The following is a 25,698-nucleotide window of genomic DNA, read 5'->3' as shown; positions in this document are numbered from 1 at the left end:
AGTTATGGCGTGTCACTGCGAATTTTAGCAATTGATACCGCAACTGAGTCTTGTACTGTTGCGGTTTGGAATGAAGGTGTCGTTGCTTCACGTTTTGAAATTTCACCGCGTGAACATACACAAAAAATTTTACCAATGGTGAAAAGTGCTTTAGAAGAAGCCAATTTATCACTGCAATCCTTAGATGCCCTCGCTTTTGGTCGTGGTCCGGGCAGTTTTACCGGTGTTCGCATTGGTGTCGGTGTTGCGCAAGGTATCGCACTAGGGGCTAATTTGCCACTGATTGGTATTTCTTCTCTTGCCACCATGGCAGAAGGCGTTTTTAGAACAACAGGCATTAAGCAAGTTTTAGTCGCCATTGATGCCCGTATGGGGGAAATCTACTGTGCCCAATATCAGCGTAATGACGCTGGCATTTGGTCTGGTGAAGAAACAGAAGCGGTAATGAAACCAGAACAATTTGCCGAAACGTTACAAGCTACCACAGGTCGCTGGGCAATTGCGGGTACGGGGTGGCAAGCTTATCCTGATTTAGCTTTATCATTGCCTTTTACCGTGGTTGAAACGCAAATTACTTTGCCTGCGGCACAAGATATGTTGCCACTTGCCGTTACAGCATGGCATGAAGGGAAAGCAACTAAAGTAGAAGAAGCCGAGCCTGTTTATTTACGTAATGAAGTCACTTGGAAAAAATTACCAGGACGGGAATAGATTGTTAGCGATTTTCTGTTAGAAGTGACAGAGTGACGCTATACTTATCTTAGAGTGTAACGTACTTAATGACGTACAAAGAGGTGGTTTATGAACAGACAATTAAACTACCGTTTGGTAAGTAAAGCGCTATTTTTATCTGGCGCTCTATTACTAACGGGCTGCGTCTCTATACCTGAATCTATTAAAGGGACAACAGCAACTCCTGTTACTGACTTAAATGTAGTTCTAGCGGCACCGGAGCTTTATGTCGGTCAAGAAGGTCGTTTTGGTGGGCGAGTGATTGAGGTTAAGAATCTACCTTCATCAACCCAGTTAGAAATTGCTGTGATGCCACTTTCTCACTATGATGCGGCTCCTGAGTTACAGCAACCTTCTGTTGGTCGTCTTTATGCGAATGTTACCCATTTTTTAGATCCAACAGATTATAAAAATCAGTATGTCACGGTAGTGGGTACGATCAAAGGTGTAAAAACAGGCAAAGTGGGTGAAGCCGTTTATCCATTTTTACGTATCGATGTTACAGGAATGAAACGCTGGACATTAACGCAACAAGTTATTATGCCTGCGCCTGTTATGACATGGGGATACTATGGTAATGCCCCTTACTGGTATAATTATGGCTATGGCGGCTATGGGGCATATCCATATGGCACTGGTCAAGTTGTCCCCGTTTTGGAGTAATAAACTAGAATAATTGTTAATGACGATATAATATTTTACCTTTATGAGTTTGAAACGGTGTATAATCAATACCTGTAATATATTAGATGGCAATTATCTAATATAATTATTAAAGATGAAGACAACAAAAGAGAGGGCGGTTTTGACCGCCTTCTTTTTTGTTAAACATAAAAAGAAAAAATTTAGTGATACACTTCGCATCTTCACAACAGAAAATTGTTTGTGCTGGTAGGATGAGTTAATACTTTGTTAAAAAGAAACATAATATTAACCAAGAAGTGCGATTAATCAGGAGTACTACTTTGGAAAAAGTCTGGCTTAAACGTTATCCGGCAGATGTTCCGGCTGAAATTGACCCGGACCGTTTTGCATCTCTTGCGGAGATGCTTGAAAACGCTGTCGCAAATTACGCAGATCAACCCGCCTTTATCAATATGGGCGAGGTCATGACTTACCGCAAACTAGAAGAGCGTAGCCGTGCTTTTGCCGCTTATTTGCAAAATGGCTTAGGATTGAAAAAAGGTGATCGTGTCGCCTTAATGATGCCTAACTTACTGCAATATCCTATAGCGCTTTTCGGCATTCTTCGTGCCGGTATGGTAGTGGTCAATGTAAACCCACTCTACACACCAAGAGAGCTTGAACATCAGCTTAATGATAGTGGCGCCACAGCTATTGTCATTGTTTCTAACTTTGCCCATACGCTGGAAAAAATCGTCTTTAACACCAGTATTAAACACGTTATTTTAACACGTATGGGAGATCAGCTATCTCGTCCTAAAGCGACACTGGTTGATTTTGTGGTTAAATATATCAAGCGATTAGTCCCAAAATATAATTTGCCTGACGCGATATCATTTCGTCGAGCGATGCATTTAGGCTATCGAATGCAATATATTAAGCCAGAAATTACTGGAGATGATTTAGCCTTCTTACAATATACTGGTGGTACCACAGGAATTGCGAAAGGCGCGATGTTAACTCATCGTAATATGTTGGCTAATCTAGAACAAGCTAAAGCCGCTTATGTTCCTGCACTTAATGTAGGGAAAGAGCTGGTGGTAACCGCTTTACCCTTGTATCACGTCTTTGCTTTAACCGTGAACTGCTTGTTATTTATTGAAGTTGGCGGGAAAAACCTACTGATAACGAACCCACGAGATGTTAAAGGCACTATTAAAGAGTTATCGCGTTATCCTGTCACGGCGATTACCGGGGTAAATACACTATTTAATGCTTGGTTACATAATCCCGAGTTTCGTCAACTTGATTTTTCTAAGCTCAACCTTTCTGTTGGTGGCGGAATGCCCGTACAAAGTAGTGTTGCGAAAGAGTGGGAAGAATTAACCGGTAAGCATCTATTAGAAGGTTATGGTTTAACTGAGTGTTCGCCTCTAGTAACAGGTAACCCTTATAACCTGAAAAAATACAGTGGTAGTATTGGGCTTCCTGTACCTTCAACGGAAGTAAAATTTATGGATGATGAAGGTAATGAAGTGTCTCGCACAGAAGGCGGTGAAATGTGGGTTCGTGGCCCTCAGGTCATGAAAGGCTACTGGAATCGTCCTGATGCGACAGCAGAAGTACTACATGATGGATGGGTTGCCACAGGTGATATTGCCACAATGGATGATGAAGGCTTTATCCGCATCATTGACCGTAAAAAAGATATGATCTTGGTTTCAGGATTTAATGTCTATCCTAATGAAGTTGAAGAAGTGGTTACTGCGCACCCGAAAGTTTTAGAATCAGCAGCTATTGGTGTACCGAGTAAAAGCTCGGGTGAGACTGTGAAAATCTTTGTTGTCAAAAAAGATCCCTCATTGACAGAAGATGAACTTAAAACTCATTGTCGCCGTTACTTAACGGGTTATAAAGTACCTAAGATTATTGAGTTTCGAGAAGAGCTGCCTAAGTCAAATGTTGGTAAAATTTTACGCAGAGAATTAAGAAATGAAGAAAAACAGTTGAAAACATCAACTGGATCTTGATACAACAAAGTATAACCTTTGATAAATTCGCCGGTTTATACCGGCGTTTTTGTCTTTACGAAAAAGTCATTAGACATAAAAATACAAGAGAAACCTGTTTTGAATTATCAATTTATCACGACAAACACAGCACTAGAAGATGTCTGTAAAGCAGCGTCCGAGGTATCACAAATTGCATTAGATACAGAGTTTGTCCGTATACGCACCTATTACCCACATTTGGGGCTTATCCAAATGTACGATGGTAAACAGATCTCTCTTATTGATCCCCTGACCATTACTGAGTGGACTCCTTTTGTTGAATTATTAACTAATCCCGCAGTCCTTAAATATTTGCATGCTGGAAGTGAAGATCTTGAAGTATTTTCTCATCAATTTGGTTGTGTTCCGACACCCATGATAGATACCCAAGTCGTGGCCGCTTTTCTGGGCTATCCCATTTCTTGTGGCTTTGCGACCTTAGTAGAAAAATATGAACATATTGCTCTCGATAAAAGTGAATCACGAACAGATTGGCTGGCACGCCCATTAACCGAAAAACAGTGCCAATATGCGAGTGGTGATGTGTTTTATTTGTTACCTCTAGCTAAGAAATTAATTGCACAGGCACAAGAAGCCGGTTATATGGACGCTATTGTTGATGAGTGTGAAATGATAGCCGAGCGTCGCCAAGAGACCGTATCACCAGAGCTTGCCTACCGCGATATTGGTAATGCATGGCAATTACGAGGTCAACAATTAGCATGCTTAAAAATGTTGGCAGAATGGCGTTTAAATCAAGCTAGAGCCCGTGATATGGCATTAAATTTTGTTATAAGGGAAGAGCATTTATGGTCAGTAGCACGCTATTTACCGACCTCTCTTGCTGAATTAGATGCGCTTTCTCTATCGGGGCAAGAAATTCGTTGTCATGGCCGTCGCTTGTTGGATTTTGTTGCTAAAGCCAAACAGATCAAAGATGAAGATTGTCCTGAGCCTATTGGCAATTTAATTGAACAACCTAACTATAAAAAAGCCTTTAAAGCAATAAAAACGGTGATCCAAGAGGTAAGTGAAGGGCAGCGCTATAACCCCGAGTTATTAGCCTCAAGAAGACAAATAAACCAATTGCTTAATATTCACTGGAAAATTAAAACAGGGGAGCCTGAATTGCTTTCACGCTGGCGTAAAGCGTTACTAGCAGAAAAAATTACTGCAATTTTGGCGCAATATCCTTAATATCACGTTATATTAATTCAGGCTAAAGAGTAATTATTTAGCCTGAAATTTTCTCAAACCCAATATGAGTTTCTATCATTCCTCTATCATCCAATAAATAGCAACTCCAACTTATTATTAATGAATGTTTAAAATAGCAACAATATATAGCGCTATTTGCACATTTGTATTCAGCCAGTTTATATATAATTAAAAACACAGAGCCAAGCAAATATGTGATAGTTTATAGCTGGCTCTGTGGATCATTAGCTTATATCAGCGAATTAAATATGATCACTTAGGTGATTCTTCATTTTCAGGTAATGTCACATTTAATTCTAGTACGGAGATATCATCGCCTTTCTGCTCAAACTGAACAGATAGCATATCGGGATCTATCTGCACATACTTACAGATAACACCTAATAAATCTCTTTTCATATCAGGTAAATAAGCTGGCTCAGTATCGCCACGTCGACGCTCTGCTACGATAATTTGTAGGCGCTCCTTGGCAATATTTGCTGTCGACTTTTTACGCGACAGAAAAAAATCTAATAAAGCCATCTTTTACCCCCCAAAAAGGCGTTTTAGGAAGCCTTTTTTCTCTTCTTCAATAAAACGGAATGGATGTTCTTCACCTAATAAACGATTTACTGTATCTAAATAAGCTTTACCTGCATCAGATTCACTATCAAGAATAACAGGCTCACCTTGGTTTGATGAACGTAAAACGGATTGATCTTCTGGAATAACACCCAGCAGTGGAATACATAAAATTTCTAGCACATCTTCCATACTTAACATATCACCACGGCTTACTCGGCCTGGATTATAGCGTGTTAATAGAAGATGTTCTTTAATAGGATCTTCGCCTCGTTCAGCGCGACGTGATTTAGAGGCTAAAATACCTAAAATACGGTCTGAGTCACGTACAGAGGAGACTTCTGGGTTGGTGGTGATAATGGCTTCATCTGCAAAATAGAGTGCCATAAGTGCGCCACTTTCAATCCCTGCAGGTGAATCACAAATAATAAAATCAAAACCCATTTCATCCAGTTCATCTAACACTTGCTCTACACCATCACGGGTTAAAGCGTCTTTATCTCTTGTTTGTGAAGCAGGGAGGATATAAAGGTTTTCTGTACGTTTATCTTTAATCAGGGCTTGATTTAAAGTAGCATCACCTTGAATAACATTAACAAAGTCATAAACGACTCTACGCTCACAACCCATAATTAGGTCAAGATTACGTAATCCGATATCAAAGTCGATAACAACCGTTTTATGCCCTTTTTGAGCGAGGCCGGTAGAAATGGCCGCGCTGGAAGTTGTTTTACCAACCCCACCTTTACCTGACGTAACAACAATAATGCGTGCCATGGAGTGATTCCTTGTCGATGCTCTAAATTAAGTTCTCGATTGTTAATTCATTCTCTTGCAAACTAAGTTGGACTGATTTGCCAACAAAATCTGTAGGAATTTGGTCGCTTAGCCAATATTGACCAGCAATGGAAACTAGTTCTGCAGATAAATGTGTACAAAAAATATGGCTCTCTTGGTCGCCTGATGCTCCGGCAAGAACCCGTCCACGCAATACACCATAAATATGTACATTACCGTCTGCGATTAATTCAGCGCCAGCACTGACATTGCTTAACACAACTAAATCGCTATTTGGTGCGTAAATACGTTGCCCGGAACGCACTGGTGTATGAATGATTTTGGTTTTTTGTCGTACATTTATCGGTACTTCATTCGTTTTATCGTTATTTGCCTGAGCTGCTGGCTTAGTTATTTTACCTTCATTTAGAATAGGTAACTGTGCGGCAATTATCGCTTCTTTTTGTTGAGCGTCATGACTACCACTAATTCCCACAACACGTAAGCCAGCATCTTCTACTATTCGCCTCAGTTTTTTAAAATCAATCGTTTGATCTGCGATAGCAGAGACATTGATAACAACAGGCGCATTTTTCAGAAATTGAGGCGCTTGGGCAATTTTATCTGAAATAGCCTGACGAATAACCTTCGGTGATCCATCATTTAAATGAAGTACCGAGAGGGTAAAATTACTGCCTTTTAACTCAATGGGCGTGTTTGACATCTATCTGACTCAGTAAATTTTCTATAATCTGGCACAAAAAACCAGAGACGATATTACGAAATTATATAAGCATGTTATATTTACTAAAATATTCAGGCAAGTCGCTTATTTTAATAATTAGAGTTTAATGAAAATGATTTGTGCAATTTACCGTAGTACCAAGCGTGATCAAACTTATTTATACATCGAAAAAAAAGATGATTTCTCTCGAATTCCTGAGGAATTATTACAAAGTTTTGGTGAACCACAGTTTGCAATGTTGCTAGATCTGGCGCAAAGACAGCGTTTAGCGAATGCTGACATAGAAAAAGTCAAACAAGCGTTGATTGACCAAGGTTTTTACCTACAAGTGCCACCTCCCGTCGAAAGTATGTTAAATGCTTATTTAGATGAATTAAAAAATTCAGAAAAAACTGAATAAATCATCGAGATAAAAGGAGCATAAATGTTCAAATATTCGTTCATCGCGGTGATTGTTTCTACTGTTTTGCTATCTGCTTGTGCAGATAGCCATCAGAAGAGCGCAGAAAAAAAACCTGTAACAAGTGAAATTGCCAATATTGCGACATCAGCACCGGCTCGCTGGAAACAGATTGATGTTGCCTCACTTGAACAGGCTTTTCCAAAACAGTCACGGACACCTGCACAATTTCCTGCTTATGTAGATGCTTTAAAACAAAAAGCGGCTGAATTGGGTTATAAACCTGAAACTATCAATTTTGCCTTTTCGGAAATTCACTTTATTGACAGAGTAGTGAAGTCAGACCGTAATCAGCCAGAAAAGAAAATTACTTTAGATGTGTATTTACCTCGAGTGGTGACGAAAGGACGTATCGCAGAAGGGGCGAAACTTTATCAAGCTAACCAACAAACCCTAGTGCAGATCAGCAATCAATATGGTGTGCCTGCAAATTATATTGTTGCCTTATGGGGATTAGAAAGTGGCTTTGGTCGAGTACAAGGGAAAGAAGATGTTATCTCAGCACTGGCCACATTAGCTTTTGAAGGTCGCCGTGAGGCCTTGTTTAGTCGCCAATTAATGGCCGCACTTGAGATAATCGAAAATGGACATTTACCTGTAGGCCAGCGTTTAAAAGGCTCTTGGGCAGGCGCAATGGGGCAGACACAGTTTATGCCATCTTCATTTTTGACTTACGCTGCTGATGGCAATGGTGACGGCAATATTGATATATGGAATAGCCGTGAAGATGCGTTTGCTTCAGCCGCTAATTATTTAGCAACCGAGGGATGGCAACATGATCTCCCTTGGGGGGAACAAGTCAGTTTACCTGCTAATTTTAATCAACAGTTGGAAGGTATAAAAACAGAGCAACAAAAAACGGTCGCACAATGGAAGGCACTAGGGGTGCAATTACCCGCTAATAGCCAATTAAGTGATGATATGAAGGTATGGCTGATAATTCCTGATGATGATTTACATAGAAGCTATTTAGTCACCCAAAATTTCCGTACTATCATGCATTGGAATAGCTCTTACTTTTTTGCTTTGAGCATTGTGACGATGGCTGATGGCGTTGCCAATAAAATAAATACACTGCCAACTCAACACTAAATCACGTTAGCAGTGACATAAAACACAGCGATTTACCTAATAAGGAAAATATTATGTATCAACATAGAGATTGGGAAGGTTCGTTGCTTGATTTTCCTGTCAATAAAGTGATTTGTGTGGGCAGTAATTATGCAAACCACATAAAAGAGATGGGCTCGGTGCGCTCTGAAGAGCCGGTTATCTTTATTAAACCAGAAACGGCAATGTGTGATATTCGCCAACCTATTGCGATCCCCAAAGAGATGGGGGCGGTGCATCATGAAATAGAGTTAGCGGTATTAATTGGTCAGCCACTGAAACAAGCCAATGAAGATAGGGTTGATCGCGCTATTGCTGGTTTTGGTGTTGGTTTAGATCTCACTTTACGTGATTTACAAAGTCAATTAAAAAAAGCGGGACAACCTTGGGAGAAAAGTAAAGCGTTTGATGGCTCGGCACCTTTGTCGGGATTTATTCCGGTGAACTCTTTTGGTGATCCCCAAAATGTTGACTTAATGTTGAAAGTTAATGGTGAAATTCGTCAGCAAGGGAACAGTCGTGATATGCTAACGCCTGTTTTACCCCTTATCAGTTATATGTCGCGCTTTTTTACCCTTCGCCCAGGTGATGTCATTTTAACGGGAACACCAGAAGGTGTCGGTCCCTTAGCATCGGGTGATATGTTGGTATTAAGTGTTAATGAACATCAGCTGACCACACGGGTTATTTAATAATATGATGAGCAATAAGGTAATAACGTAGAGATGACACAGGCTTTTTGGCAGACAAAAACTTTGGATGAAATGAGTGATGATGAGTGGGAATCGTTATGTGACGGGTGTGGGCAGTGCTGTTTACACAAGTTAATGGATGATGATACTGATGAGATCTATTTTACTAACGTCGCTTGTAATCAGTTAAATATTAAAACCTGCCAATGCAGTAACTATGAAGATCGTTTTCGTTATGAGCCTGATTGTATCAAACTCACGCGATATAATTTGCCGACGTTTGAATGGTTACCGATGACTTGTGCTTATCGCTTATTAGCAGAAGGGAAGCCTTTAGCGGATTGGCATCCCCTTATTGCAGGTAATAAAGCAAAAATGCATCAAGGTAATATTTCAGTAAGATATATTGCTGTTCCTGAAGTGGAAGTTGAGGACTGGGAAGATCATATTCTTAATCGCCCCAAAGGACGCGGTTAATATTGCGCTCTCCCTTTGTGTTACACAGAGGGAGAGTCATTATCTTATTGATTAAACGTCATTAACTGATGGCGTTGATTAAAGAATTTCTTATAGGTTAAATAGCAAGCAATAATTGTTGAAATACTGGCGGTTGCCATCAACATAAAGGTGACCATAATTTGGTATTTAACCGCTTGTAGTGGATCAACACCGGCAAAAATTAATCCAGACATCATTCCAGGTAAGCTTACAATCCCCACGGTCTTAGCTGCGTCAACGGTCGGAATTAACGACGATTTAATACTATCTCGAATAATAGCCATTGAAGCAATTTTAGGGGTTGCCCCTAAACTTAACATTTCTTGGATCTGTTGTTGATGATTTTCAAAACGTTGCCCAAGCTGATTATAACAAAGTCCGGTCGCAATCATTGCATTCCCCGCGATCATACCGGTAATAGGAATAATTTGGATAGGGGTAAAGGCAATAGCATGGGTAAAAAGTAAAATACTTAAGGTGAGCAATGCCCCTGTGGTAATAGCGACAAACGAGATAATAAAAATATCTTTAACGTATTTACTGCGTTTTTTAGCATTATAGGCAGCGTTATAACAGATAAATAAGACCATTAGAAATGTAAGGATAATATGGTCGACGTCGAAAATATAAGTTAATACGTAGCCAACAATAAAGAGTTGAATTATCGCTCGGGCGGTACTCCAAATAATATCTTTCTCTAATGAAAGTTTCTCTTTTCGGCTAATAAATATAGCCACTAAGACCAGTAATAGAGAAAAAATAAGAGATTCATTACTGATTGTATGTTCGTTCATAATAATTTATTTGCTCACTGCTCAATAAAGTTAAAACTAAGGGGGGTAATGGAAGTAAACCTAACCTTAATTGTTCATATGACTCGGTAAGTGGATCACATCATCGGCATGTTTGATTTCATTTTGATCATGAGTTACCCATAATGCGGCGATTTTTTGCTCTTTGACATAATGATGGATAAGCTCATTGACTTTTATTTTATTGTCTTCATCAAGAGCACTAGTAATTTCATCAAGCAATAACACTTTAGGCAAAAACTGTAGGTTACGGATAAGTGAGATACGCTGTTTTTCACCACCAGAAAGTTCATTAATACCTTTATTTAAAATCTCATTGGGCAAATTAAAGTAATCTAAATCTTTCGCTAATTTCTTCTCATCAACGGCGATTTTGCGTAGTAAATAAGGAAATTTAAGATTGTCATAAACCGTTTCACCAAATAACATCGGGGTTTGAGTACAATACGAAACTTGTTGTCGATATTGTTCAGGAGAAAGGGTTAAGTAGTCTTTTCCGTCAAAGAAAAGTGTGCCACTTGTCGGTGAGAATAAAGAGGCAATGATTTTTAATAACGTACTTTTTCCACAACCAGAAGGGCCTGTAATCAATTTAAATTCAGAAGGTTGTAGTGAGAAAGTCACATTATCTAGAATAATTTTGCTATCGAGTTGAAAGCCAATTTTTTCCAGACATAGTAGTGCGCGATTATTGTTCATTCTGATCCTATACATCTAGAAGAGAGAAGTTATCACTATTATACAAGGTTAATTGTATAATGATCCTGTTCCATATCAGTGATCTGATAACAAGATTTAACTTAAGTATAAGAGCATAAGTGTGTGATGATAAATTGTTTTTCTCTATCACTACTATCAGTCAATCAATATTAAATAGCCAATAGGGGAAACAGAAAGATAACGCAGCATAAAAGATTAAGCATGATAAAATAGGCCTAATCATCAGCTCGTAAAAATTATCTTAATATAAATAAGTCAAGATAGGATGAATAAGTTATTTATTATATTGCGCATACCATTGCTGTATATCTTGAACGACTTTTCCGGTTAATCGCTCGCCTTGTTGATTATAAAAACCATGATTTAATTTATCATATTTAATAAATGTCACATTAGGTTGCGTTATCTCTTGAGATAATTGATGGAATGCCGCCACATCTACATTGATATCATCTAATGTTTGAACAATTAATACCGGAGTTTGCGTGTTGCGCTTAATCACCTCAAGTAGATCAATAGCAAGATATTGTTGCCACCATAATTTGCTATGTTCACTAACAAATTGCTCATCATCAATTTGATTCGTTATTATTGCATTAGCGAGTTGTTGAAAGCTATTTATTGCTTCTTCCACATGCTCTTTAGGTGTTGTATTGCGTATATTGTACAGTACATCATCAAGGAAAAAACGGCCACCGCCATTTAATGCGATTGCAGCGCTAATATCATGACGTTCAGCAACAACTAAATTAACCATTGTTGCGCCTTCACTTCCTCCAAGTAATACAATATTGGTGTAATTAGGGGATAATTTATCTAGCACTGCTAAATAATCAGCAAGTCTTTGGTTAGGATTATCATGCAGTTTATAGTTTTTAGGGCAATCTTCTCTTTCACCATTATCGTCGGAATAAGTCAATTGTGCTGTAATACCATACTTTTCAACCATTAAAATATCACTACTCGGTAGCCATCTACCAAAGGTTTCTTGAATAAAAGTATTATTTTTTATGCTATTACAGTCAGAACCTTGCATTAAAACTAACAGTGTTTTGTTATGTTCAGCTTGTTTATCTAGATAATAAATCAGTTCGCTATTATCTTGTCGAATTAGTTTATGTGTGCTTATTTCTGCGTAGCTTGATGTTATTGATGATACTAAGAAAGTGGTGCATAGCAACAAAGAACAAATACGCATAGAACAACCTTATTAACCAAGGGAGGGTGAGAGAGAAGGATGGCTAAATAATCCATCAAGACGGTTAATTAGCCATATCAATAAACAGAAAGTCAAGTCGTTAAGTACTTATTACTGATTAATGAATTGGAACGTAATAATCAATTTCCAGTGTTTTTGGTAGTTCCATAATGTCGCTATCTGTTTCTATACAAATGTAGTTTTCAATATCTGGCCCTAAACGACGACATAACCCCAAAGCCGGTAAAGTATAAAAGTAGATCTTGATGGCAAATTGTTTATATTCTTCTAACGTGCCTTTAAATTGGAAACGAACATAACGCCCGCCTGCGATCGCTTTTTTTCTAAAACCACGGGGTCTGGTAAAGTGATCTAAATTGTTTAGGCCAATTTCATAATCAATCTGGATCTTATCTTTACGTAATGTATTTGGCTGATAAGAAATTAACACACTACTTTCCGTAAAGTTTTTATCTGTGTACAACAAAAAATCATTCCAAAACTGATGGCGAATATCTTCATGTAGTTTGCCAATATCCTCGATAGAGCAAAAGTATTGGTATTGAATAACATAAAGAAAGCTTTCAGGTAGCTCGATAATATTTGGAATAGGGAGATCGGTAACTTCAAAATTGATGGGGGGCTGAAAATTGTCGCTACACAACACATCAACTTTACGGTATTCCGAAGGAGTGACGCCAAAAACAGCTTTAAAGCGGCGTGTAAAAGATTGCTGCGAATCAAATTGATAGCGTAGTGCGATAGTTAATACCGGAAGTTTAGTTAAGCGCAATTCAGTGGCGGCTTTGGTCAGTCGTCTACCACGAATATAAGAGGCTAATGTTAAGCCCGTTGCTTGTTTAAACACCCGTTGCAAATGCCATTTTGTATAACCTGATTTTATCGCAACATCATCAAGTAATAACGGCTTTTCTAGATTTACCTCGATCCAGAGCAGAAGTTCTTTAATCACTTCTATATTAAACGAAGATAAAGAATTGGAAGGGATAAGTCCATTGAACTGAGATGACATGATGATTTCCTGAAAAGATATTTTGTTCAGTTTACACAAAACTGATACCCATATATTATTACATACTTATGGTATGTTTTATGGGTTTTTTTATCATGAAATTAAAATCACGGCAACAAGAGAATTCAGAACAAACACGCTTAGCTTTACTTGAAGCCGGGCAATATCTCTTTGTAAATCAATGCTATTACGATGTTTCCATTGATGAAATATCACGTTATGCAAGGGTCACTAAAGGGGCGTTTTATCATCACTTCAGTAATAAAAAAGCCCTTTTGAGAGAGTGTTATTTACTGCAAGTTAAGCATGCTGTTCAAAAATTAGATGAAGTACCTACTTATGATGATAAATGGCAAGAGCTAACGGCGCTCTTCTCTCTTTGTGTTGACCATATTTATCAGTGTAAAAACGAGTTAATTCCCTTACAAGAAGTTATCTCGGTATTAGGTTGGAAAGAGTGGGAAGAGATTGACGCCAACATTCTTATTCCTCGTATCCAACACTGTGTTGATATACTCTTTGCTGAAAAACAGATCTGTGCTTATTCACCGGCTATTGTGGTGAATTTAATTTATGGTTTTATTACTCATATTGCTATCAATCTAAAAAATGAAGCGTCATTACCGAAAGAGGCATGTAGTGACTTTAAAGCTATTTTTGCTGATTTTTTAATCGGGGTAAAACAAGCATCACCACAGCGTCATCAACATATGGCATAAAGAGGTATTAAAATACCTCTAAGCATTGCGCAAAAGATTAACAATCAACAAATAATTCTGTTCAATTATCACTGTATTATTGAATAGAAAAACATGGCGATTGAATAAAGAGATAAGTTTAATTGAACTAACTAAAAAATAATTAAAAATAGAATAAGTAATCTTTCTTAATATCGTTAATCTATTTGAGTTAAATAACCTAATGTCCACAATATTAAGCAATAGCATTATTTTTTAAGAAAGTAACAACAATTCTTTCTGTTTAAATAAAAAAGTATGATTAGTTTAATTTATAAAATAAATACTGATATTGTATGATGAATTGGTCATGCTTTAAAATCTATCCTGTTCATTCTAAAAGATAATTAATCATTTAATTTTTTATCAATCAAATCATAATGCTAATGGAATATTATGTAACGAATTGCTTAGTGGACAGTGAAATGAAATGTTTATTTCAAAAATAAAAAATAGATTTCACTATGCTCTAAAGTTTTTGATAAAAATGACCGACATTATCAATGTGAGCAGTCTCTTACCTGTCTCTATAATCTAAAAAATAATCTTTAATTTATTTTGTTAACACTAGGGAATGCACTCTTTTTTACTAAAGAGTGCATTCTGATATCTTACAAATATACAGAAAAATCAAAGCTGTATATTTTGCTGGAATATGATTATGTTTAAAAACATCAGTATAGAAAAAACCGTTAAAGTTATGCTGGCTATTTTATTTGTACTTATTATGAGCATTATTTACTTTAGTTATGATGCTTCAACACGCTCTTATCATAACTTTGTTTCATCAAATAACTTAAGTCAGCAAATGTTGCTGATGGGAAAAGCGCGTTATCAAATGGCGGTGATCAGAGCGAATATTAATGGCTTGGATGGGCAGTTAAGAGTGAATGAAAAACCTTCTGCTAAATACCTTCATCAAACTCAAGAATATATAAAAATCACTCGTGAAGAGATCCACCGTTGGGCGGATGCTGAAAAGTTAACCATGGAAGGGCGTCAGGTTGCTGATGATATGACGAAACGCTTTGATGAGCTTTTAGATATATTTACCGATGCCTTAGCTAAATTACGTAAAGGACAATTGACTACGCACTCTGCTAGTCAAAAAATGGATGAACTCAACGAGATCACCATGACATATTATGCAGTCGCCAATGGTATTGAGAATAATTATATTGATATTGCGAAAACTTCACAACAGCGCATTATGCTAATGGCGTTAGTCACAGCGATTATTGTCATTATGCTCTTTATCATTATCTTACGTTGGTTCTCTCATAGCTTTATCGGCAATATTAAAGTGCTTATTAATATTTTTAGCAAAATGAGCCAAGGCGATTTAAGTATGCGAGTGGAAAATCACGGTAACAATGAATTTGGTAAGCTATTTAATGAAATGAATAAAATGAAAGTTTCATTAAGTCAAATGATTGCTTCGGTAAAAAATGCAGTAAACACCATTAGCGTCAGTGCAAGTGAAATAGCAACAGGTAATACTGACCTCTCCTCACGTACTGAAGAGCAGGCTAGTGCGCTACAACAAACCGTTGCAAGCATGGAGCAAATCAAAACGACGGTTGAAAAAAATGCCGATAACTCACGCCAAGCTAGCCAGTTGGCATTAAGAGCGACAACGTCAGCACAAAACGGCGAAAAGGTGATGGATAATGTTATCGAAACCATGTCATCGATTTCTGAAAGTGCAAAGAAGATCTCAGATATTAATGACATCATTAACAGTATTGCCAATCAAACCAATATCCTCTCATTGAATGCAGCGGTTGAAGCGGCTAGAGCAGGTGAACAAGGTCGCGGATTTACCGTTGTTGCAGCCGAAGTACGTAACTTAGCTAGTCGTAGTGCAGAGGCAGCCAAAGAGATCAATGAACTTATTACCCATTCGGTAAATAAAGTACAGGTTGGATCACAACAAGTGAGCGAAGCAGGACGCTCTATGTCGGAAATTGTGACCACCATTAGTCAAGTTAATGATTTTATGCAACAGATTGCCTTAGCCTCTAATGAACAAAGTATGGGGATTAATCAAATTGCTATGGCCGTAAGTGAGATGGATACCGTGACTCAACAAAATGCGGCACTTGTGGAAGAGTCTGCCACTATTACTGCCAATATGGATGATGAAGCTCATCAGCTTGCCAACTTAGTCTCTCAATTTAAAGTAGATGAGAAAGAAAATACTAGGCATGCATAAAAGGGTTGGTTTGCGCTTGATAAAAATGTACCTAAGAAGATAAATATGTTGTTAATTCATTAGCCAAGACGAATAAGATAAAACCCCTTTAGCCACTCAAAGGTGACTAACAGGGGTTTTTTAGAGACTTAGGCTTTCACTTCGTTAGGTGATGTTATACCTGCAGCAACCTCTTTAATATTGTGCAATGTCGTTTCACTAATACTAATTAACGCTTCTTCAGTTAAGAATGCTTGGTGCCCGGTAAACAATACGTTATGGCAAGAGGAAAGGCGACGGAACACGTCATCTTGAATAACATCATTTGATTTATCTTCAAAAAATAAATCGCGCTCATTTTCGTAGACATCCATGCCTAATGCGCCAATTTTACCTTGTTTTAAGGCATTAATGGCAGCTGCAGAATCAATTAAGGCCCCACGGCTAGTGTTGATGATCATTACGCCATCTTTCATTTGCGAAAAAGCACTTTCATTTAATAAATGATGATTTCCTGCGGTTAATGGGCAATGCAACGAAATAACATGTGAATTTGCGTAAAGAGTCGCTAAGTCAACATATTCCGCACCCAAATCTAATACAGCTTGGTTTGGATAAGGATCATAGGCCAATAGCTTCATACCAAAGCCTTTTAGTATGCGTAAAGTTGCTAGGCCAATTTTCCCCGTACCGATAATCCCAGCAGTGCGATTATGCATATTAAAACCAGTTAAACCTTCTAAGGAAAAGTTTGCATCACGGGTACGTTGGTAGGCTCTGTGAATACGACGATTTAACGAGAGCATCATCCCAACAGTATGCTCAGCAATCGCTTCTGGGGAATAAGCCGGCACACGCACTACGGTGATCCCTAATTCGGCCGCTGCCTTAAGGTCAACATTATTAAATCCCGCACAACGCAGTGCAAGGATATGGATGTTGAGACTGGCAAGCTCTTGTAATACCGCACGATTAGCATCATCATTAACAAAGATACAGACTGCATCTGCGCCGACGGCATTTTTTGCTGTTTGTTCAGTCAAATTAAAGTCAAAATATTCGATATCATAATGATATCCATTATGCTGATTGACCCATTCCATATGTTTGCGGTCATAATGTTTAGTACTATAGGAAACAATTTTCATCCTGTACTCGCTTATTATCGATTAAAATTTATTTTGAGAGTGAGAAAACAAGAATTATCTAACCCCAATAGAGAAGCATTTAATACTATTATTATAAACAATTTAATGGGTAAAGTGGATGTTCGGAATGTGGTTAATGTGATCAAAAGGAAAATGAGGTGTTGTTAAAGAAAACAATCAAATGGACAGGGATGATACTACTGGGTGTCGGCGCAGTTAGCACGACCTTGTGGCTCACCATTCCACGTTGGTTACCTGTTGTGGCTAAAACCTATTTACCTGAAGGTGTTTCACTCTCTTTAACACAACCAAGGTTACAACAATGGGGTGTTTTTATTGATGATATCGCATTAAAAAGTGATAGCTGTACCTTGGCTAATGTGCAGCAATTTACGTTTAACTATCAAAAACAGCAAATTGATAGCCTATCATTTAATAGTCAACAACTTACTATTAACGAAGGGTGTTTTTCACAATTATCTTTTGCAGATAAAAAAGAGACCGCAGCAGTTCCTCTCGATATTCATGCGTTATTAGCTACTATTCCTCATTTATCGGTTGATATTAATCATGTTTCTTTAATGGATAATCAGCGCTATAACGGCCATTTTCAGCTTAAAAGTGATACAAATGGGCGGTTAATCAGCTATCAGGGAGATAATACGCAGATACAAGCGCTGATCCGTGATAATCAATGGTTAGATATTAAACAATTAAAGATTAATTTACCTGACGATAATCAGATAGAGCTGGCGGCTGAAATAGCGTTACCCCTTAATGTTGATTCATTACCAGAAAATGGTTCTATCAGCACAACATTGTTAACATCCCATTATGCTTACCCAGTAGTCTTTATTGCTCAATGGCAAGGGAATAGCGGTACTATTTCTATTGCTGAACAAGGTGGAGGGCAAGCGTTAGCTGTGTTGCCTTGGAATGTAACTGCAGAAAATATCACGATAGAAAAAGGGCGTTGGGAATGGTTTGGGCTTGATCAACCCTTACGTGGTGGTGTGAATATCAACATTGCCCAGTGGCAGCAAGGATTAACGGGGTTACGCTTAACTGCGCGCTTAAATGTTATGACGCAAGGGCATGCAGGGAAAGGGAATTTAGTGATGACGATACCTGAAACGGCGATTAACTGGTTAGATGCTGATATACCTATTCAATTGACAGGCATTGTAAATAAAGATCTCATGCAAGCCAGTGCACAACTTCCCGTTAAAGTGACCGGTATGTTGACAGATCCCACTATCGAATTTCAGCCCGGTTCACTATTACGCTTTAAAGGGCAACTAACAGAAACGCTGACGGTAAAAGATGCTCGTTTACCACTAGCTGGTTCAACATTATCTTCCAAAGGATTTAATGGTCACCTAAATGCGATTGTGTTAGCTGAAGATACAATTTGGGGAGATTATCGAGTCCATTTTGCTGGACGTTCGACCGATTTCTTACCTGATCAGGGCAATTGGCAATGGCGTTATTGGGGAGAGGGCAATTTATTGCCATTAAAAGCGCGTTGGGATATTGCTGGAACTGGCTCTTGGATAGATAACATGGTGAGTTTTGAGACATTAAATACCGGATTTGATGTTTTAACTTATCAGCATACCAGTATGTTAGCACCCAGATTGACGCTCTTAACGCCATTTCGTTGGTTAAGAGACGATAAAAACCCGTTATTTGAAGGAAAATTGAAGTTAACCAGTCAAAAAATTGATTTTCCTGCGGGGGGATTCTTAGATAGAGCGGACTTTATTGCCAGTGTAAAAGGTCAATCTCCTTTTCGTTTTAATATGAAAGGCGAGCTCAATGCCAAGCCAAATATTGGACCTATAACGATTAATACACGTTGGGATGGTGAAAGGCTAAGAGGGCAGATGCGTTGGCCTGCACAACCAATCAATGCCTTTCAATCTTTATTGCCAGAAAAATTAGGCATCACATTAGATAATGGCGAGTTTTATACACAAGCTGACTTTTCTATTGCCCCTCAACAAGGTTTAGTTGCTGGTGGACATCTAGTGGTTAAGCAAGGCAGCATGTGGCTAAAAGATGGTGTATTGGAAGGACTCGATTTTATTTTACCTTGGCGTTTAAACGGTGACGAATGGCAACTAGGTGTAAAGCAGCCAGTGCAATTACGCATTAAGCGCGTCAATAACTTATTTGAAATGACAGATATTACCGCCGATCTGCAAGGATTTTACCCTATTACAGAAGCAAAACCTTTAGTTTTATCTAATGTCAAGGTTGCCATGCTTGATGGCACTATTTCTATGGCTAAATTAGCATTACCACAGCATGAAGCGGCGATTATCTCATTAGACAATCTAGAGTTAAGTCGGCTTTTTACTTTATTGAAGGTGACCCAATTTGCCGCATCAGGTAAAGTCAGTGGTGAATTGCCTTTCTTTATCAATAACAATCAGTGGATAGTGAAAGACGGGTGGCTGGCTAATTCATCATATTTAACCCTCAGGCTTGATAAAGATTTTGTTGACTCTATTGATGATAGCAATATGACAGCCGGTGTTGCTATGGCATGGTTACGATATTTAGAGATTAGTCGCTCTTGGACGCGGGTTAATTTAAGCAACCTAGGTGAATTAGTGCTTGAAGCGGAAATCCAAGGGAAAAATCCATTGGAAGACAAACGGCGACAAGTAAATCTTAATTATCGCCATCAAGAAAATATTTTTCAGTTATGGCGCAGCTTGCGATTTGGTTCGCAATTGGAAGAGTGGTTAGAAAAGAGCCTATCCGATTTAGGGAGTGAGTCAGAATGATGTTATTATTTTTAAAAAGATTATCTTTATTTGTTATTTTCACTATCGGTATATCAGCACTTACCGGATGTATTCGATTAGAGGTTGCTACCCCTGAAAAACCGATAAATATTAATATGAACGTTAAGATTGAACATGAAATTAATGTCAAAATAGATCGCCAAGTTGAAGACTTGCTGAAAAACAATAGCGCTATATTCTAACGTTGGAGTGAATAATGAATTATAAAAAATATCTCTTTAGTTTTGCATTAATCACAGCATTGATTAGTTCAAATGCGCTTGCGTTAACACTTGATGAGGCACGCGCGCAAGGTTTAGTAGGGGAAACCTTTAGTGGTTATGTTGAGTTAGTGCAACCAAACCATAAGCAGGCTCAAATATTGGTGAATGAAATCAATCAAGCCAGAAAAGCCAAATATGCTGAAATTGCTAAAACCAATCAAGTGACTCCTGAGTCTGTTGCCCGTTTAGCGGGTGAAAAATTAGTAGCAAGAGCCAGTTCAGGTGAGTTTGTTAAAGGAATTAATGGGCAGTGGATTAAGAAATAATATCCACTACCCAAGTAGCGATAAAAGAGAGACTAAATTATTCTCATAGCGTTGATATAGTGATAATACTTATTATCACTTTATTTTTTAGTCTACTATTTTGATTTTATCAGATTCAACAATCTGACCGTTCGCTTCCGCAATGAACGTAATATGAGCAATTACATTTCCTGGCTTTGGGGGAAGATTATCTTTTTTGACATAATTTACAGCGAAACGAAAAAAAGCTTCATTATTTTCATCAATATTTTTGGTGAATACATTTCTCTGGTTTAAATTAATAGGATTATCTTCAAGATCAATTAATTGGAATGTCACATTATCACTTGCTGTAGGGCCTGTTGCATGATTGACAAGGTAACCATTATTAGGATCAATATCTTTATTATCAAAACTTACGGTTATTTTAGTATTATTTTCTGAACAATTATTGAAAAACACTGCAATATATCTAGTATAGCGTTCATCAGCTAAGGTTCCAGCATAATGTGTAGCAAAATCATCAGTACTTATATCACGAAGTATAATGGGATATATGGAAGTATCACAATTTACTGGTGGTGGTAAACTACCTCTGCTATTATCAGATAAAGCAATAAAAGGGAAGTATAGTAATAATAGAGGAATTAAAAATGTTATATTTATTGACTTCATAGAAACACCTTACATAAATATTCAAGAATAAAAATTATTCATTATTGGCAATCAATTTGTTTATTAATAATTGAATTATTTTTACTTTCATTTTTTACGTTATAATTGAAGAAACATTGTTGCTCCTCTGTATCTCCCCATTTTACTTGTACCGTTCCGGTTTCTTTTATTCCGGAGAGGAATATTCTATTGTGGTCATAGACAGAATCACTAGAAATGAGATTATTATTATCATCAAATACCATTACATTGGCAGCAAAAGGAATTGGTGTATTTGAGGTAAATAAAACATTATAACCCCTATTTATAGGGAAATTGATTTTTGCTACCGCACCTAAAGTAGGTACGATGATTTTACTTTGAATTTTTGTATTACTAAACTCGGGTAACGAATTTATGTTTAGTCCAATAGTATTTTTGCGATATGGCATGATGTGCGGTAATATTAAATTACCGTTATTGTCTGTAGTGTCTTGTGAAGAATAATTAGTTTTAATTCCGGCAATGCCATTCGTATTTACAATAGCAAAAGTATTACCTAAATCAGGTGACAAAGTTATTCCACTTTGATGTAACACTATAGCACCATTAATCCCTAATCTTAAATTGGTTTTATTATTAGACGATTTCGTTGCATTAATAGAATAAGATTGATATCTCCCCTTATACTGAGTATTTACTGAAGTATGATAGCCAGCATTTGGGTGGCTAAAGTCCCGTTGGTAATTAATAGAATAGCCTAAGCGGTAGTGTTCTAGTAAACTTCCCCCTATAGTCGTACTATTTATATAACCTTTATTGTTTGGATGATAATCAAATTGATTGCTTACCCAATGATAAGAGTGAGAGCTATTTGTTAGTGGAATATTAAAATTTAAAGAAAAATGATTGTCATTATAATATCTTTCATTTTTATATTGATATTTTATACTATAATTTATTTTTTTTATAGAAGATGATAGAGAAGTATTGATTGTAAAGTCATTTTTTATTTTGTCATAAGAATTTTGATGATAACCAATAGAAAATGTCCCGAAAGATTTAATCGGTTGAAAAAGAGAGATTGTATAGCTATTTTTTATATTGTCTTTTTGACTTTTTCTAATGTTAACACTATCAGAATTTATTGATTGATAATGGCTAGAAGATATATTTAAAGAGGTACCAATATTGCTCCATCGTTTATTATAGCGCAACTGGTATTTTAATAGATTATTGTGATCAAAATAACTAATATCACTGGCGACACCCCCCCAGCGTCCTAAATCTAATGATAGTCCTGAAAAGAAAGTATTGCTATTCAGCTTCTTTCTAATTGCACCATAAGCGGTTATTTTTTGATTAATACCATAGGAGAACTCACCCAGTAAAAAAATAGGGTTATTATTTTGATTATTAAACTGGTTATATCTATCATAAGAATATCCAGAAATAAAATTATATTGATAACGACCTTTTTTTAATTGGTTTGGCATTGTAGTAAAGTAATGTGTACTTTTTCTTATACGTCCATCAGCCTCTTTTATTTCTAATACCAATTCATTGCTGCCTATAACAGGTAGATCGTTTAAAACAAAAGGCCCAGGAGGAACAATAGTTTCATAAATGGTTCTTCCTTGTTGTTTCACTTTAATTTCAGCATGAGATTCTGCAATCTCTTCTATGATAGGACTATTCATATAGAGATCATTACCAGAGAGCAAATTACTAGATATAAGTTGAAATCCAATTAATTTATCTGTTGATAACATTCTACTGGTTGGTCGAAATTCCCCCATATTAAGCGTTGCCAACAGCGTATTTAATTGATGATAAGCATATAATGAGTATAGCTTAAATTGCTGTTGCTTATCCGTGTGGTGATAATAACTTTTACTACGTACTCGCCAAGCACCTAAGTTAGCACCTGAATTAAAACTGATTTTGTGTTCTATCTTATTTTGATTGTTATATTTACCAAAATAAGAATATGAGCTAAACAAAGCAGCGACACCATCATCCCATAAAACTTGGCTAGCAAGCATATTTTTTTTATTATCTAAGGCTTTTTGTGGAATAGTTAAATATAATGATTGCGAGGAAAAATTATATTTAAAATCAATATTGTAATCGCTTAATAACAAATCCGAATTTAAATCAACAGGAATGTTATAAAAAGACGGATCAATATTTAAACGAATTAAATCATTAACATTAATCCTTGGTGTTAATATACCGTATTTATTTTCATAATATAAAACAATGCTTTCTTTTTTATTTTCGTTGATATAAATATTTGTTGAGTAATAACCATCAGGATGTTCATTATTTAATAAGTTATTGATAGTTTTATTATCAATGTTTGACAATACACTTTTATATAGAGAATGAATATTATTGTTAGCAATAGAAAAGAAAGGGTATGCATTTAATATCAATAGCAAAGATGTTTTTATCCTAAAGCTTATCTTACTCATAAACAAGTTCCTTTGGAGTTGCAATGATAGTCTGCTCATACTCATCGACTCTCTTCCAATGTACTTTTCTATCTTTAATATTTTTAGTTATTTTTTTATTTTTTATACTGTAATCTTTAAATGGCGATAGGGTTATTCTCTCATTTAATATATCAATATTATCTACCTTTGCTTCTGCTATGGTAATAAAATAAGGAGTGGGGTTGTTTATTTTAATAAAATCTTCATCATTAATAAAAAAATTAATATCTTTATTATCACTTTTGTTAATAATATTGCTAGGTGTATAGAAAAGATTATATATTGAGTTTAAAGAGATAAGAAGCAGGTTTTTATCGGCCATCTCATCATCTATAACTGGAACTACTTTTATATTTACTCTATATACAGATTCTTGATTGATTTCTTTTATATCATCCGTTTTGATAATTTTTAATGTGAAATTTTCATTGGGTGCTAGTTTTATTAAGCTAGGGGAGATAATAAATGGTGCCTCACTATTATCTTCTTTGTTATAGTGTGATACCCAACTTTGAATAATATAGGTTTTTTGTTCGCTTTTATTTCTTATGTCAAATAGAATTTCCTTATCTTGTTCTTTATAAAAAAATCTATCCTTATTAATTTGAATAGAAGCATAACATGAGAATGTAAAGACAAATGATATTATATAAACAATATATTTTTTAATCATGTGTTTTTTAATTAACCATTAGTTAAGTTATTTATTGTATTACCCTATAAATAAAAAGCCGGTATTTCCCCGGCTTTTTATTGGGTTGAAAATTAAAGCAGAATTATATTTAGTTTTGATCGTTTTTTATTGGATATCATCAGTGACGTAAGTATCAAGAGATAAGGTAGCTCTGAAAGCACCTGCGGTAATAGCATCATCAATCGATTCAGGTCTATCATATTTTAATAAAAATTCTAAGCTACCATGTTCACCGGCAACCTCCGAAGAAAATGTACGTTCTGAATCCTCACCATTAAGTAGAACAGGTTCACCTGTAGAACGCAATAATACTACTCGAGCATTGGTATCATTTTCTGTCGAACCAGTATTCATTAAATGAGTATCGTTTTGTCGTGCAACAACTACTTTGACTTTTCTATCTCTTGCTTGATTAGTACAGCCAGAAAAATCCACACTAAATCGTTTTGCAGGAGTAAGTAGTAAAGAATCAACGTAAGCATCATCCAATTGAATTGAAGGAATATCTTGAACGACACAAGTTAGTTTCTCGTCAATTACTCTGCCTTGGATATCTATATTATAACCACCAAGGGAAATCTGTTGTGCAATAGCTTGTGTTGATAAAGAAAGTGTAGATAGAATTAATAGTGAAAATAATGATTTTTTCATTTTAAAGTCCATTTAAGTATTAATTGTAGTTACAAATTTGCTCATAATTAAGAGCAAGATAATAATATTTTTTTACGTGAAATTTGACAAGTTATATATAATTATGATTAGTATTATTTTGTTAAATGATTAGCGAAATATGTTTTTTGTGTTTGGTTGGTTAGATTTAAATTTTAACTTATAGGTAAAAGGTGAAAGGTTTATCTGTTGAAGGTTTTTTTTAAAAAAAAATAGAGGTTTTTTTTGTAATTATATTTATAAAAAATAGCACCTTGATTAAAGGTGCCATTAGATATATTTTGATTTTATCATTATTTCTTTATTAATAATTAAATCTATTTCTTTTTGTACTTGAACATGTGACTGTTGTGCATATTCTTCGCCTAGCGCAGTATCCTCGGTTAGAATAAACTGTACATTATTAATACCAATAAATGATAAAAATTGTGTTAGATATGAAATAATTAAATCAGAGGGTTGTCCTTTATGGATCCCACCACGACTCGTTAATACAATAACTTGCTTATCTTCAAGTAATCCGACTGACCCTGTTTCAGTATATTTAAA

Annotated in this window: 26 protein-coding genes; 13 read left to right on the top strand and 13 right to left on the bottom strand. The window is 36.3% G+C overall.

The window, feature by feature from the left end; translation table 11 throughout:
• Nucleotides 1-9: 9 nt before the first annotated feature.
• From tsaB to rnd, 4 genes are all read left to right on the top strand, one after another.
• Nucleotides 10-711: a tRNA (adenosine(37)-N6)-threonylcarbamoyltransferase complex dimerization subunit type 1 TsaB gene (gene tsaB, locus GWI58_RS11010; RefSeq protein WP_004242775.1), complete on the top strand. Its 702-nt coding sequence runs from the start codon at nucleotides 10-12 to the stop codon at nucleotides 709-711.
• 90 nt (nucleotides 712-801) lie between these two features.
• Nucleotides 802-1,395, top strand: coding sequence for a Slp family lipoprotein (locus GWI58_RS11005; protein ID WP_004242776.1), 594 nt, complete (start codon nucleotides 802-804; stop codon nucleotides 1,393-1,395).
• A 302-nt stretch (nucleotides 1,396-1,697) separates the two neighbouring features.
• Complete coding sequence (fadD, locus tag GWI58_RS11000) at nucleotides 1,698-3,386, top strand: long-chain-fatty-acid--CoA ligase FadD (RefSeq protein WP_004242778.1); 1,689 nt, start codon at nucleotides 1,698-1,700, stop codon at nucleotides 3,384-3,386.
• A 99-nt stretch (nucleotides 3,387-3,485) separates the two neighbouring features.
• Nucleotides 3,486-4,604, top strand: a complete 1,119-nt coding sequence (rnd, locus tag GWI58_RS10995; protein WP_161769183.1) for a ribonuclease D — start codon at nucleotides 3,486-3,488, stop codon at nucleotides 4,602-4,604.
• A gap of 273 nt (nucleotides 4,605-4,877) precedes the next feature.
• On the opposite strand, the gene minE is transcribed toward rnd, so the two are convergent.
• The 3 genes from minE to minC are packed head-to-tail and all read right to left on the bottom strand — an operon-like array spanning nucleotide 4,878 to nucleotide 6,687.
• Entirely contained in the window at nucleotides 4,878-5,147 is a 270-nt protein-coding gene (gene minE, locus GWI58_RS10990; RefSeq protein WP_004242781.1) for a cell division topological specificity factor MinE, read from the bottom strand.
• A 3-nt stretch (nucleotides 5,148-5,150) separates the two neighbouring features.
• Nucleotides 5,151-5,963, bottom strand: coding sequence for a septum site-determining protein MinD (gene minD, locus GWI58_RS10985; protein ID WP_004242782.1), 813 nt, complete (start codon nucleotides 5,961-5,963; stop codon nucleotides 5,151-5,153).
• 22 nt (nucleotides 5,964-5,985) lie between these two features.
• Entirely contained in the window at nucleotides 5,986-6,687 is a 702-nt protein-coding gene (gene minC, locus GWI58_RS10980) for a septum site-determining protein MinC (protein WP_004242783.1), read from the bottom strand.
• Nucleotides 6,688-6,820: 133 nt separating this feature from the next.
• On the opposite strand from minC, the gene GWI58_RS10975 reads away from it, so the two are divergent.
• Genes GWI58_RS10975 through GWI58_RS10960 form a run of 4 tightly spaced genes read left to right on the top strand, consistent with a single transcriptional unit; the run spans nucleotide 6,821 to nucleotide 9,447 of the window.
• The gene (locus GWI58_RS10975; protein ID WP_161769192.1) at nucleotides 6,821-7,108 is read left to right on the top strand and encodes a YcgL domain-containing protein; all 288 of its coding nucleotides are present in this window, start codon (nucleotides 6,821-6,823) and stop codon (nucleotides 7,106-7,108) included.
• A gap of 24 nt (nucleotides 7,109-7,132) precedes the next feature.
• Nucleotides 7,133-8,260: a lytic murein transglycosylase gene (locus GWI58_RS10970; RefSeq protein WP_161769182.1), complete on the top strand. Its 1,128-nt coding sequence runs from the start codon at nucleotides 7,133-7,135 to the stop codon at nucleotides 8,258-8,260.
• Between the two features lie 53 nt (nucleotides 8,261-8,313).
• Entirely contained in the window at nucleotides 8,314-8,970 is a 657-nt protein-coding gene (locus tag GWI58_RS10965; RefSeq protein ID WP_004242786.1) for a fumarylacetoacetate hydrolase family protein, read from the top strand.
• Nucleotides 8,971-9,003: 33 nt separating this feature from the next.
• Complete coding sequence (locus tag GWI58_RS10960; protein ID WP_004242788.1) at nucleotides 9,004-9,447, top strand: YcgN family cysteine cluster protein; 444 nt, start codon at nucleotides 9,004-9,006, stop codon at nucleotides 9,445-9,447.
• A gap of 44 nt (nucleotides 9,448-9,491) precedes the next feature.
• Here the strand turns inward: GWI58_RS10960 and fetB are convergent, their stop codons facing one another.
• The 4 genes from fetB to GWI58_RS17935 form a co-directional block, all read right to left on the bottom strand.
• Nucleotides 9,492-10,262, bottom strand: a complete 771-nt coding sequence (fetB, locus tag GWI58_RS10955) for an iron efflux ABC transporter permease subunit FetB (protein ID WP_004242789.1) — start codon at nucleotides 10,260-10,262, stop codon at nucleotides 9,492-9,494.
• A gap of 66 nt (nucleotides 10,263-10,328) precedes the next feature.
• On the bottom strand, nucleotides 10,329-10,979 hold the full coding sequence (fetA, locus tag GWI58_RS10950) for an iron efflux ABC transporter ATP-binding subunit FetA (RefSeq protein WP_161769181.1): 651 nt from the start codon (nucleotides 10,977-10,979) through the stop codon (nucleotides 10,329-10,331).
• 295 nt (nucleotides 10,980-11,274) lie between these two features.
• Nucleotides 11,275-12,198: an alpha/beta hydrolase family protein gene (locus GWI58_RS10945; RefSeq protein ID WP_161769180.1), complete on the bottom strand. Its 924-nt coding sequence runs from the start codon at nucleotides 12,196-12,198 to the stop codon at nucleotides 11,275-11,277.
• Between the two features lie 118 nt (nucleotides 12,199-12,316).
• Entirely contained in the window at nucleotides 12,317-13,231 is a 915-nt protein-coding gene (locus tag GWI58_RS17935; protein WP_004242792.1) for a helix-turn-helix domain-containing protein, read from the bottom strand.
• 95 nt (nucleotides 13,232-13,326) lie between these two features.
• Between GWI58_RS17935 and GWI58_RS10935 the strand changes: the two genes are divergently transcribed.
• Both GWI58_RS10935 and GWI58_RS10930 read left to right on the top strand, forming a co-directional pair.
• Entirely contained in the window at nucleotides 13,327-13,950 is a 624-nt protein-coding gene (locus GWI58_RS10935) for a TetR family transcriptional regulator (protein ID WP_124725344.1), read from the top strand.
• A gap of 679 nt (nucleotides 13,951-14,629) precedes the next feature.
• Nucleotides 14,630-16,183 (top strand): methyl-accepting chemotaxis protein, encoded by a 1,554-nt coding sequence (locus GWI58_RS10930; protein ID WP_012367887.1) that lies wholly within the window; start codon nucleotides 14,630-14,632, stop codon nucleotides 16,181-16,183.
• 128 nt (nucleotides 16,184-16,311) lie between these two features.
• Here GWI58_RS10930 and GWI58_RS10925 read toward each other — a convergent pair whose 3' ends face one another.
• On the bottom strand, nucleotides 16,312-17,310 hold the full coding sequence (locus tag GWI58_RS10925) for a 2-hydroxyacid dehydrogenase (protein ID WP_161769179.1): 999 nt from the start codon (nucleotides 17,308-17,310) through the stop codon (nucleotides 16,312-16,314).
• Between the two features lie 158 nt (nucleotides 17,311-17,468).
• Between GWI58_RS10925 and GWI58_RS10920 the strand changes: the two genes are divergently transcribed.
• The 3 genes from GWI58_RS10920 to GWI58_RS10910 are packed head-to-tail and all read left to right on the top strand — an operon-like array spanning nucleotide 17,469 to nucleotide 20,655.
• Complete coding sequence (locus GWI58_RS10920) at nucleotides 17,469-20,105, top strand: YdbH family protein (RefSeq protein WP_161769178.1); 2,637 nt, start codon at nucleotides 17,469-17,471, stop codon at nucleotides 20,103-20,105.
• The gene (locus GWI58_RS10915) at nucleotides 20,102-20,308 is read left to right on the top strand and encodes a YnbE family lipoprotein (RefSeq protein ID WP_036908037.1); all 207 of its coding nucleotides are present in this window, start codon (nucleotides 20,102-20,104) and stop codon (nucleotides 20,306-20,308) included. The genes GWI58_RS10920 and GWI58_RS10915 overlap by 4 nt, the downstream gene beginning before the upstream one ends.
• A 14-nt stretch (nucleotides 20,309-20,322) precedes the next feature.
• A complete protein-coding gene (locus GWI58_RS10910) occupies nucleotides 20,323-20,655 on the top strand; it encodes a YdbL family protein (protein ID WP_094959151.1) in 333 nt (110 codons plus the stop codon).
• Between the two features lie 87 nt (nucleotides 20,656-20,742).
• Here GWI58_RS10910 and GWI58_RS10905 read toward each other — a convergent pair whose 3' ends face one another.
• The 5 genes from GWI58_RS10905 to GWI58_RS10885 all read right to left on the bottom strand — a co-directional run.
• A complete protein-coding gene (locus tag GWI58_RS10905; RefSeq protein WP_110229252.1) occupies nucleotides 20,743-21,309 on the bottom strand; it encodes a fimbrial protein in 567 nt (188 codons plus the stop codon).
• A 41-nt stretch (nucleotides 21,310-21,350) separates the two neighbouring features.
• The gene (locus GWI58_RS10900) at nucleotides 21,351-23,765 is read right to left on the bottom strand and encodes a fimbria/pilus outer membrane usher protein (RefSeq protein ID WP_161769177.1); all 2,415 of its coding nucleotides are present in this window, start codon (nucleotides 23,763-23,765) and stop codon (nucleotides 21,351-21,353) included.
• Entirely contained in the window at nucleotides 23,758-24,459 is a 702-nt protein-coding gene (locus tag GWI58_RS10895; protein WP_161769176.1) for a fimbrial biogenesis chaperone, read from the bottom strand. Before GWI58_RS10895 ends, GWI58_RS10900 begins: the two co-directional genes overlap by 8 nt.
• Nucleotides 24,460-24,585: 126 nt before the next feature.
• Nucleotides 24,586-25,143, bottom strand: a complete 558-nt coding sequence (locus GWI58_RS10890) for a fimbrial protein (RefSeq protein WP_110229249.1) — start codon at nucleotides 25,141-25,143, stop codon at nucleotides 24,586-24,588.
• 276 nt (nucleotides 25,144-25,419) lie between these two features.
• Nucleotides 25,420-25,698 (bottom strand): NAD(P)H-dependent oxidoreductase (locus GWI58_RS10885; protein ID WP_202608548.1); only part of this gene is annotated, 279 nt, incomplete at its 5' end.

Origin of the sequence: Proteus sp. G2674, from assembly GCF_009915195.1 — a bacterium.
In the GTDB taxonomy this organism is placed as follows: domain Bacteria; phylum Pseudomonadota; class Gammaproteobacteria; order Enterobacterales; family Enterobacteriaceae; genus Proteus; species Proteus mirabilis.
This window is presented reverse-complemented; position numbering and strand designations above follow the sequence as displayed.

What these genes read in the sequence shown, in the direction of transcription:
- GWI58_RS10895 (WP_161769176.1), bottom strand. Translation starts at nt 24,459, where the DNA reads ATGATTAAAAAATATATTGTTTATATAATATCATTTGTCTTTACATTC.
- minC (WP_004242783.1), bottom strand. Translation starts at nt 6,687, where the DNA reads ATGTCAAACACGCCCATTGAGTTAAAAGGCAGTAATTTTACCCTCTCG.
- GWI58_RS10925 (WP_161769179.1), bottom strand. Translation starts at nt 17,310, where the DNA reads ATGAAAATTGTTTCCTATAGTACTAAACATTATGACCGCAAACATATG.
- GWI58_RS10970 (WP_161769182.1), top strand. Translation starts at nt 7,133, where the DNA reads ATGTTCAAATATTCGTTCATCGCGGTGATTGTTTCTACTGTTTTGCTA.
- GWI58_RS10915 (WP_036908037.1), top strand. Translation starts at nt 20,102, where the DNA reads ATGATGTTATTATTTTTAAAAAGATTATCTTTATTTGTTATTTTCACT.
- GWI58_RS17935 (WP_004242792.1), bottom strand. Translation starts at nt 13,231, where the DNA reads ATGTCATCTCAGTTCAATGGACTTATCCCTTCCAATTCTTTATCTTCG.
- fetB (WP_004242789.1), bottom strand. Translation starts at nt 10,262, where the DNA reads ATGAACGAACATACAATCAGTAATGAATCTCTTATTTTTTCTCTATTA.
- fetA (WP_161769181.1), bottom strand. Translation starts at nt 10,979, where the DNA reads ATGAACAATAATCGCGCACTACTATGTCTGGAAAAAATTGGCTTTCAA.
- minE (WP_004242781.1), bottom strand. Translation starts at nt 5,147, where the DNA reads ATGGCTTTATTAGATTTTTTTCTGTCGCGTAAAAAGTCGACAGCAAAT.
- GWI58_RS10905 (WP_110229252.1), bottom strand. Translation starts at nt 21,309, where the DNA reads ATGAAGTCAATAAATATAACATTTTTAATTCCTCTATTATTACTATAC.
- GWI58_RS10960 (WP_004242788.1), top strand. Translation starts at nt 9,004, where the DNA reads ATGACACAGGCTTTTTGGCAGACAAAAACTTTGGATGAAATGAGTGAT.
- minD (WP_004242782.1), bottom strand. Translation starts at nt 5,963, where the DNA reads ATGGCACGCATTATTGTTGTTACGTCAGGTAAAGGTGGGGTTGGTAAA.
- GWI58_RS10965 (WP_004242786.1), top strand. Translation starts at nt 8,314, where the DNA reads ATGTATCAACATAGAGATTGGGAAGGTTCGTTGCTTGATTTTCCTGTC.
- GWI58_RS10900 (WP_161769177.1), bottom strand. Translation starts at nt 23,765, where the DNA reads ATGAGTAAGATAAGCTTTAGGATAAAAACATCTTTGCTATTGATATTA.
- GWI58_RS10945 (WP_161769180.1), bottom strand. Translation starts at nt 12,198, where the DNA reads ATGCGTATTTGTTCTTTGTTGCTATGCACCACTTTCTTAGTATCATCA.
- GWI58_RS10910 (WP_094959151.1), top strand. Translation starts at nt 20,323, where the DNA reads ATGAATTATAAAAAATATCTCTTTAGTTTTGCATTAATCACAGCATTG.
- GWI58_RS11005 (WP_004242776.1), top strand. Translation starts at nt 802, where the DNA reads ATGAACAGACAATTAAACTACCGTTTGGTAAGTAAAGCGCTATTTTTA.
- GWI58_RS10975 (WP_161769192.1), top strand. Translation starts at nt 6,821, where the DNA reads ATGATTTGTGCAATTTACCGTAGTACCAAGCGTGATCAAACTTATTTA.
- GWI58_RS10935 (WP_124725344.1), top strand. Translation starts at nt 13,327, where the DNA reads ATGAAATTAAAATCACGGCAACAAGAGAATTCAGAACAAACACGCTTA.
- GWI58_RS10930 (WP_012367887.1), top strand. Translation starts at nt 14,630, where the DNA reads ATGTTTAAAAACATCAGTATAGAAAAAACCGTTAAAGTTATGCTGGCT.
- GWI58_RS10890 (WP_110229249.1), bottom strand. Translation starts at nt 25,143, where the DNA reads ATGGACTTTAAAATGAAAAAATCATTATTTTCACTATTAATTCTATCT.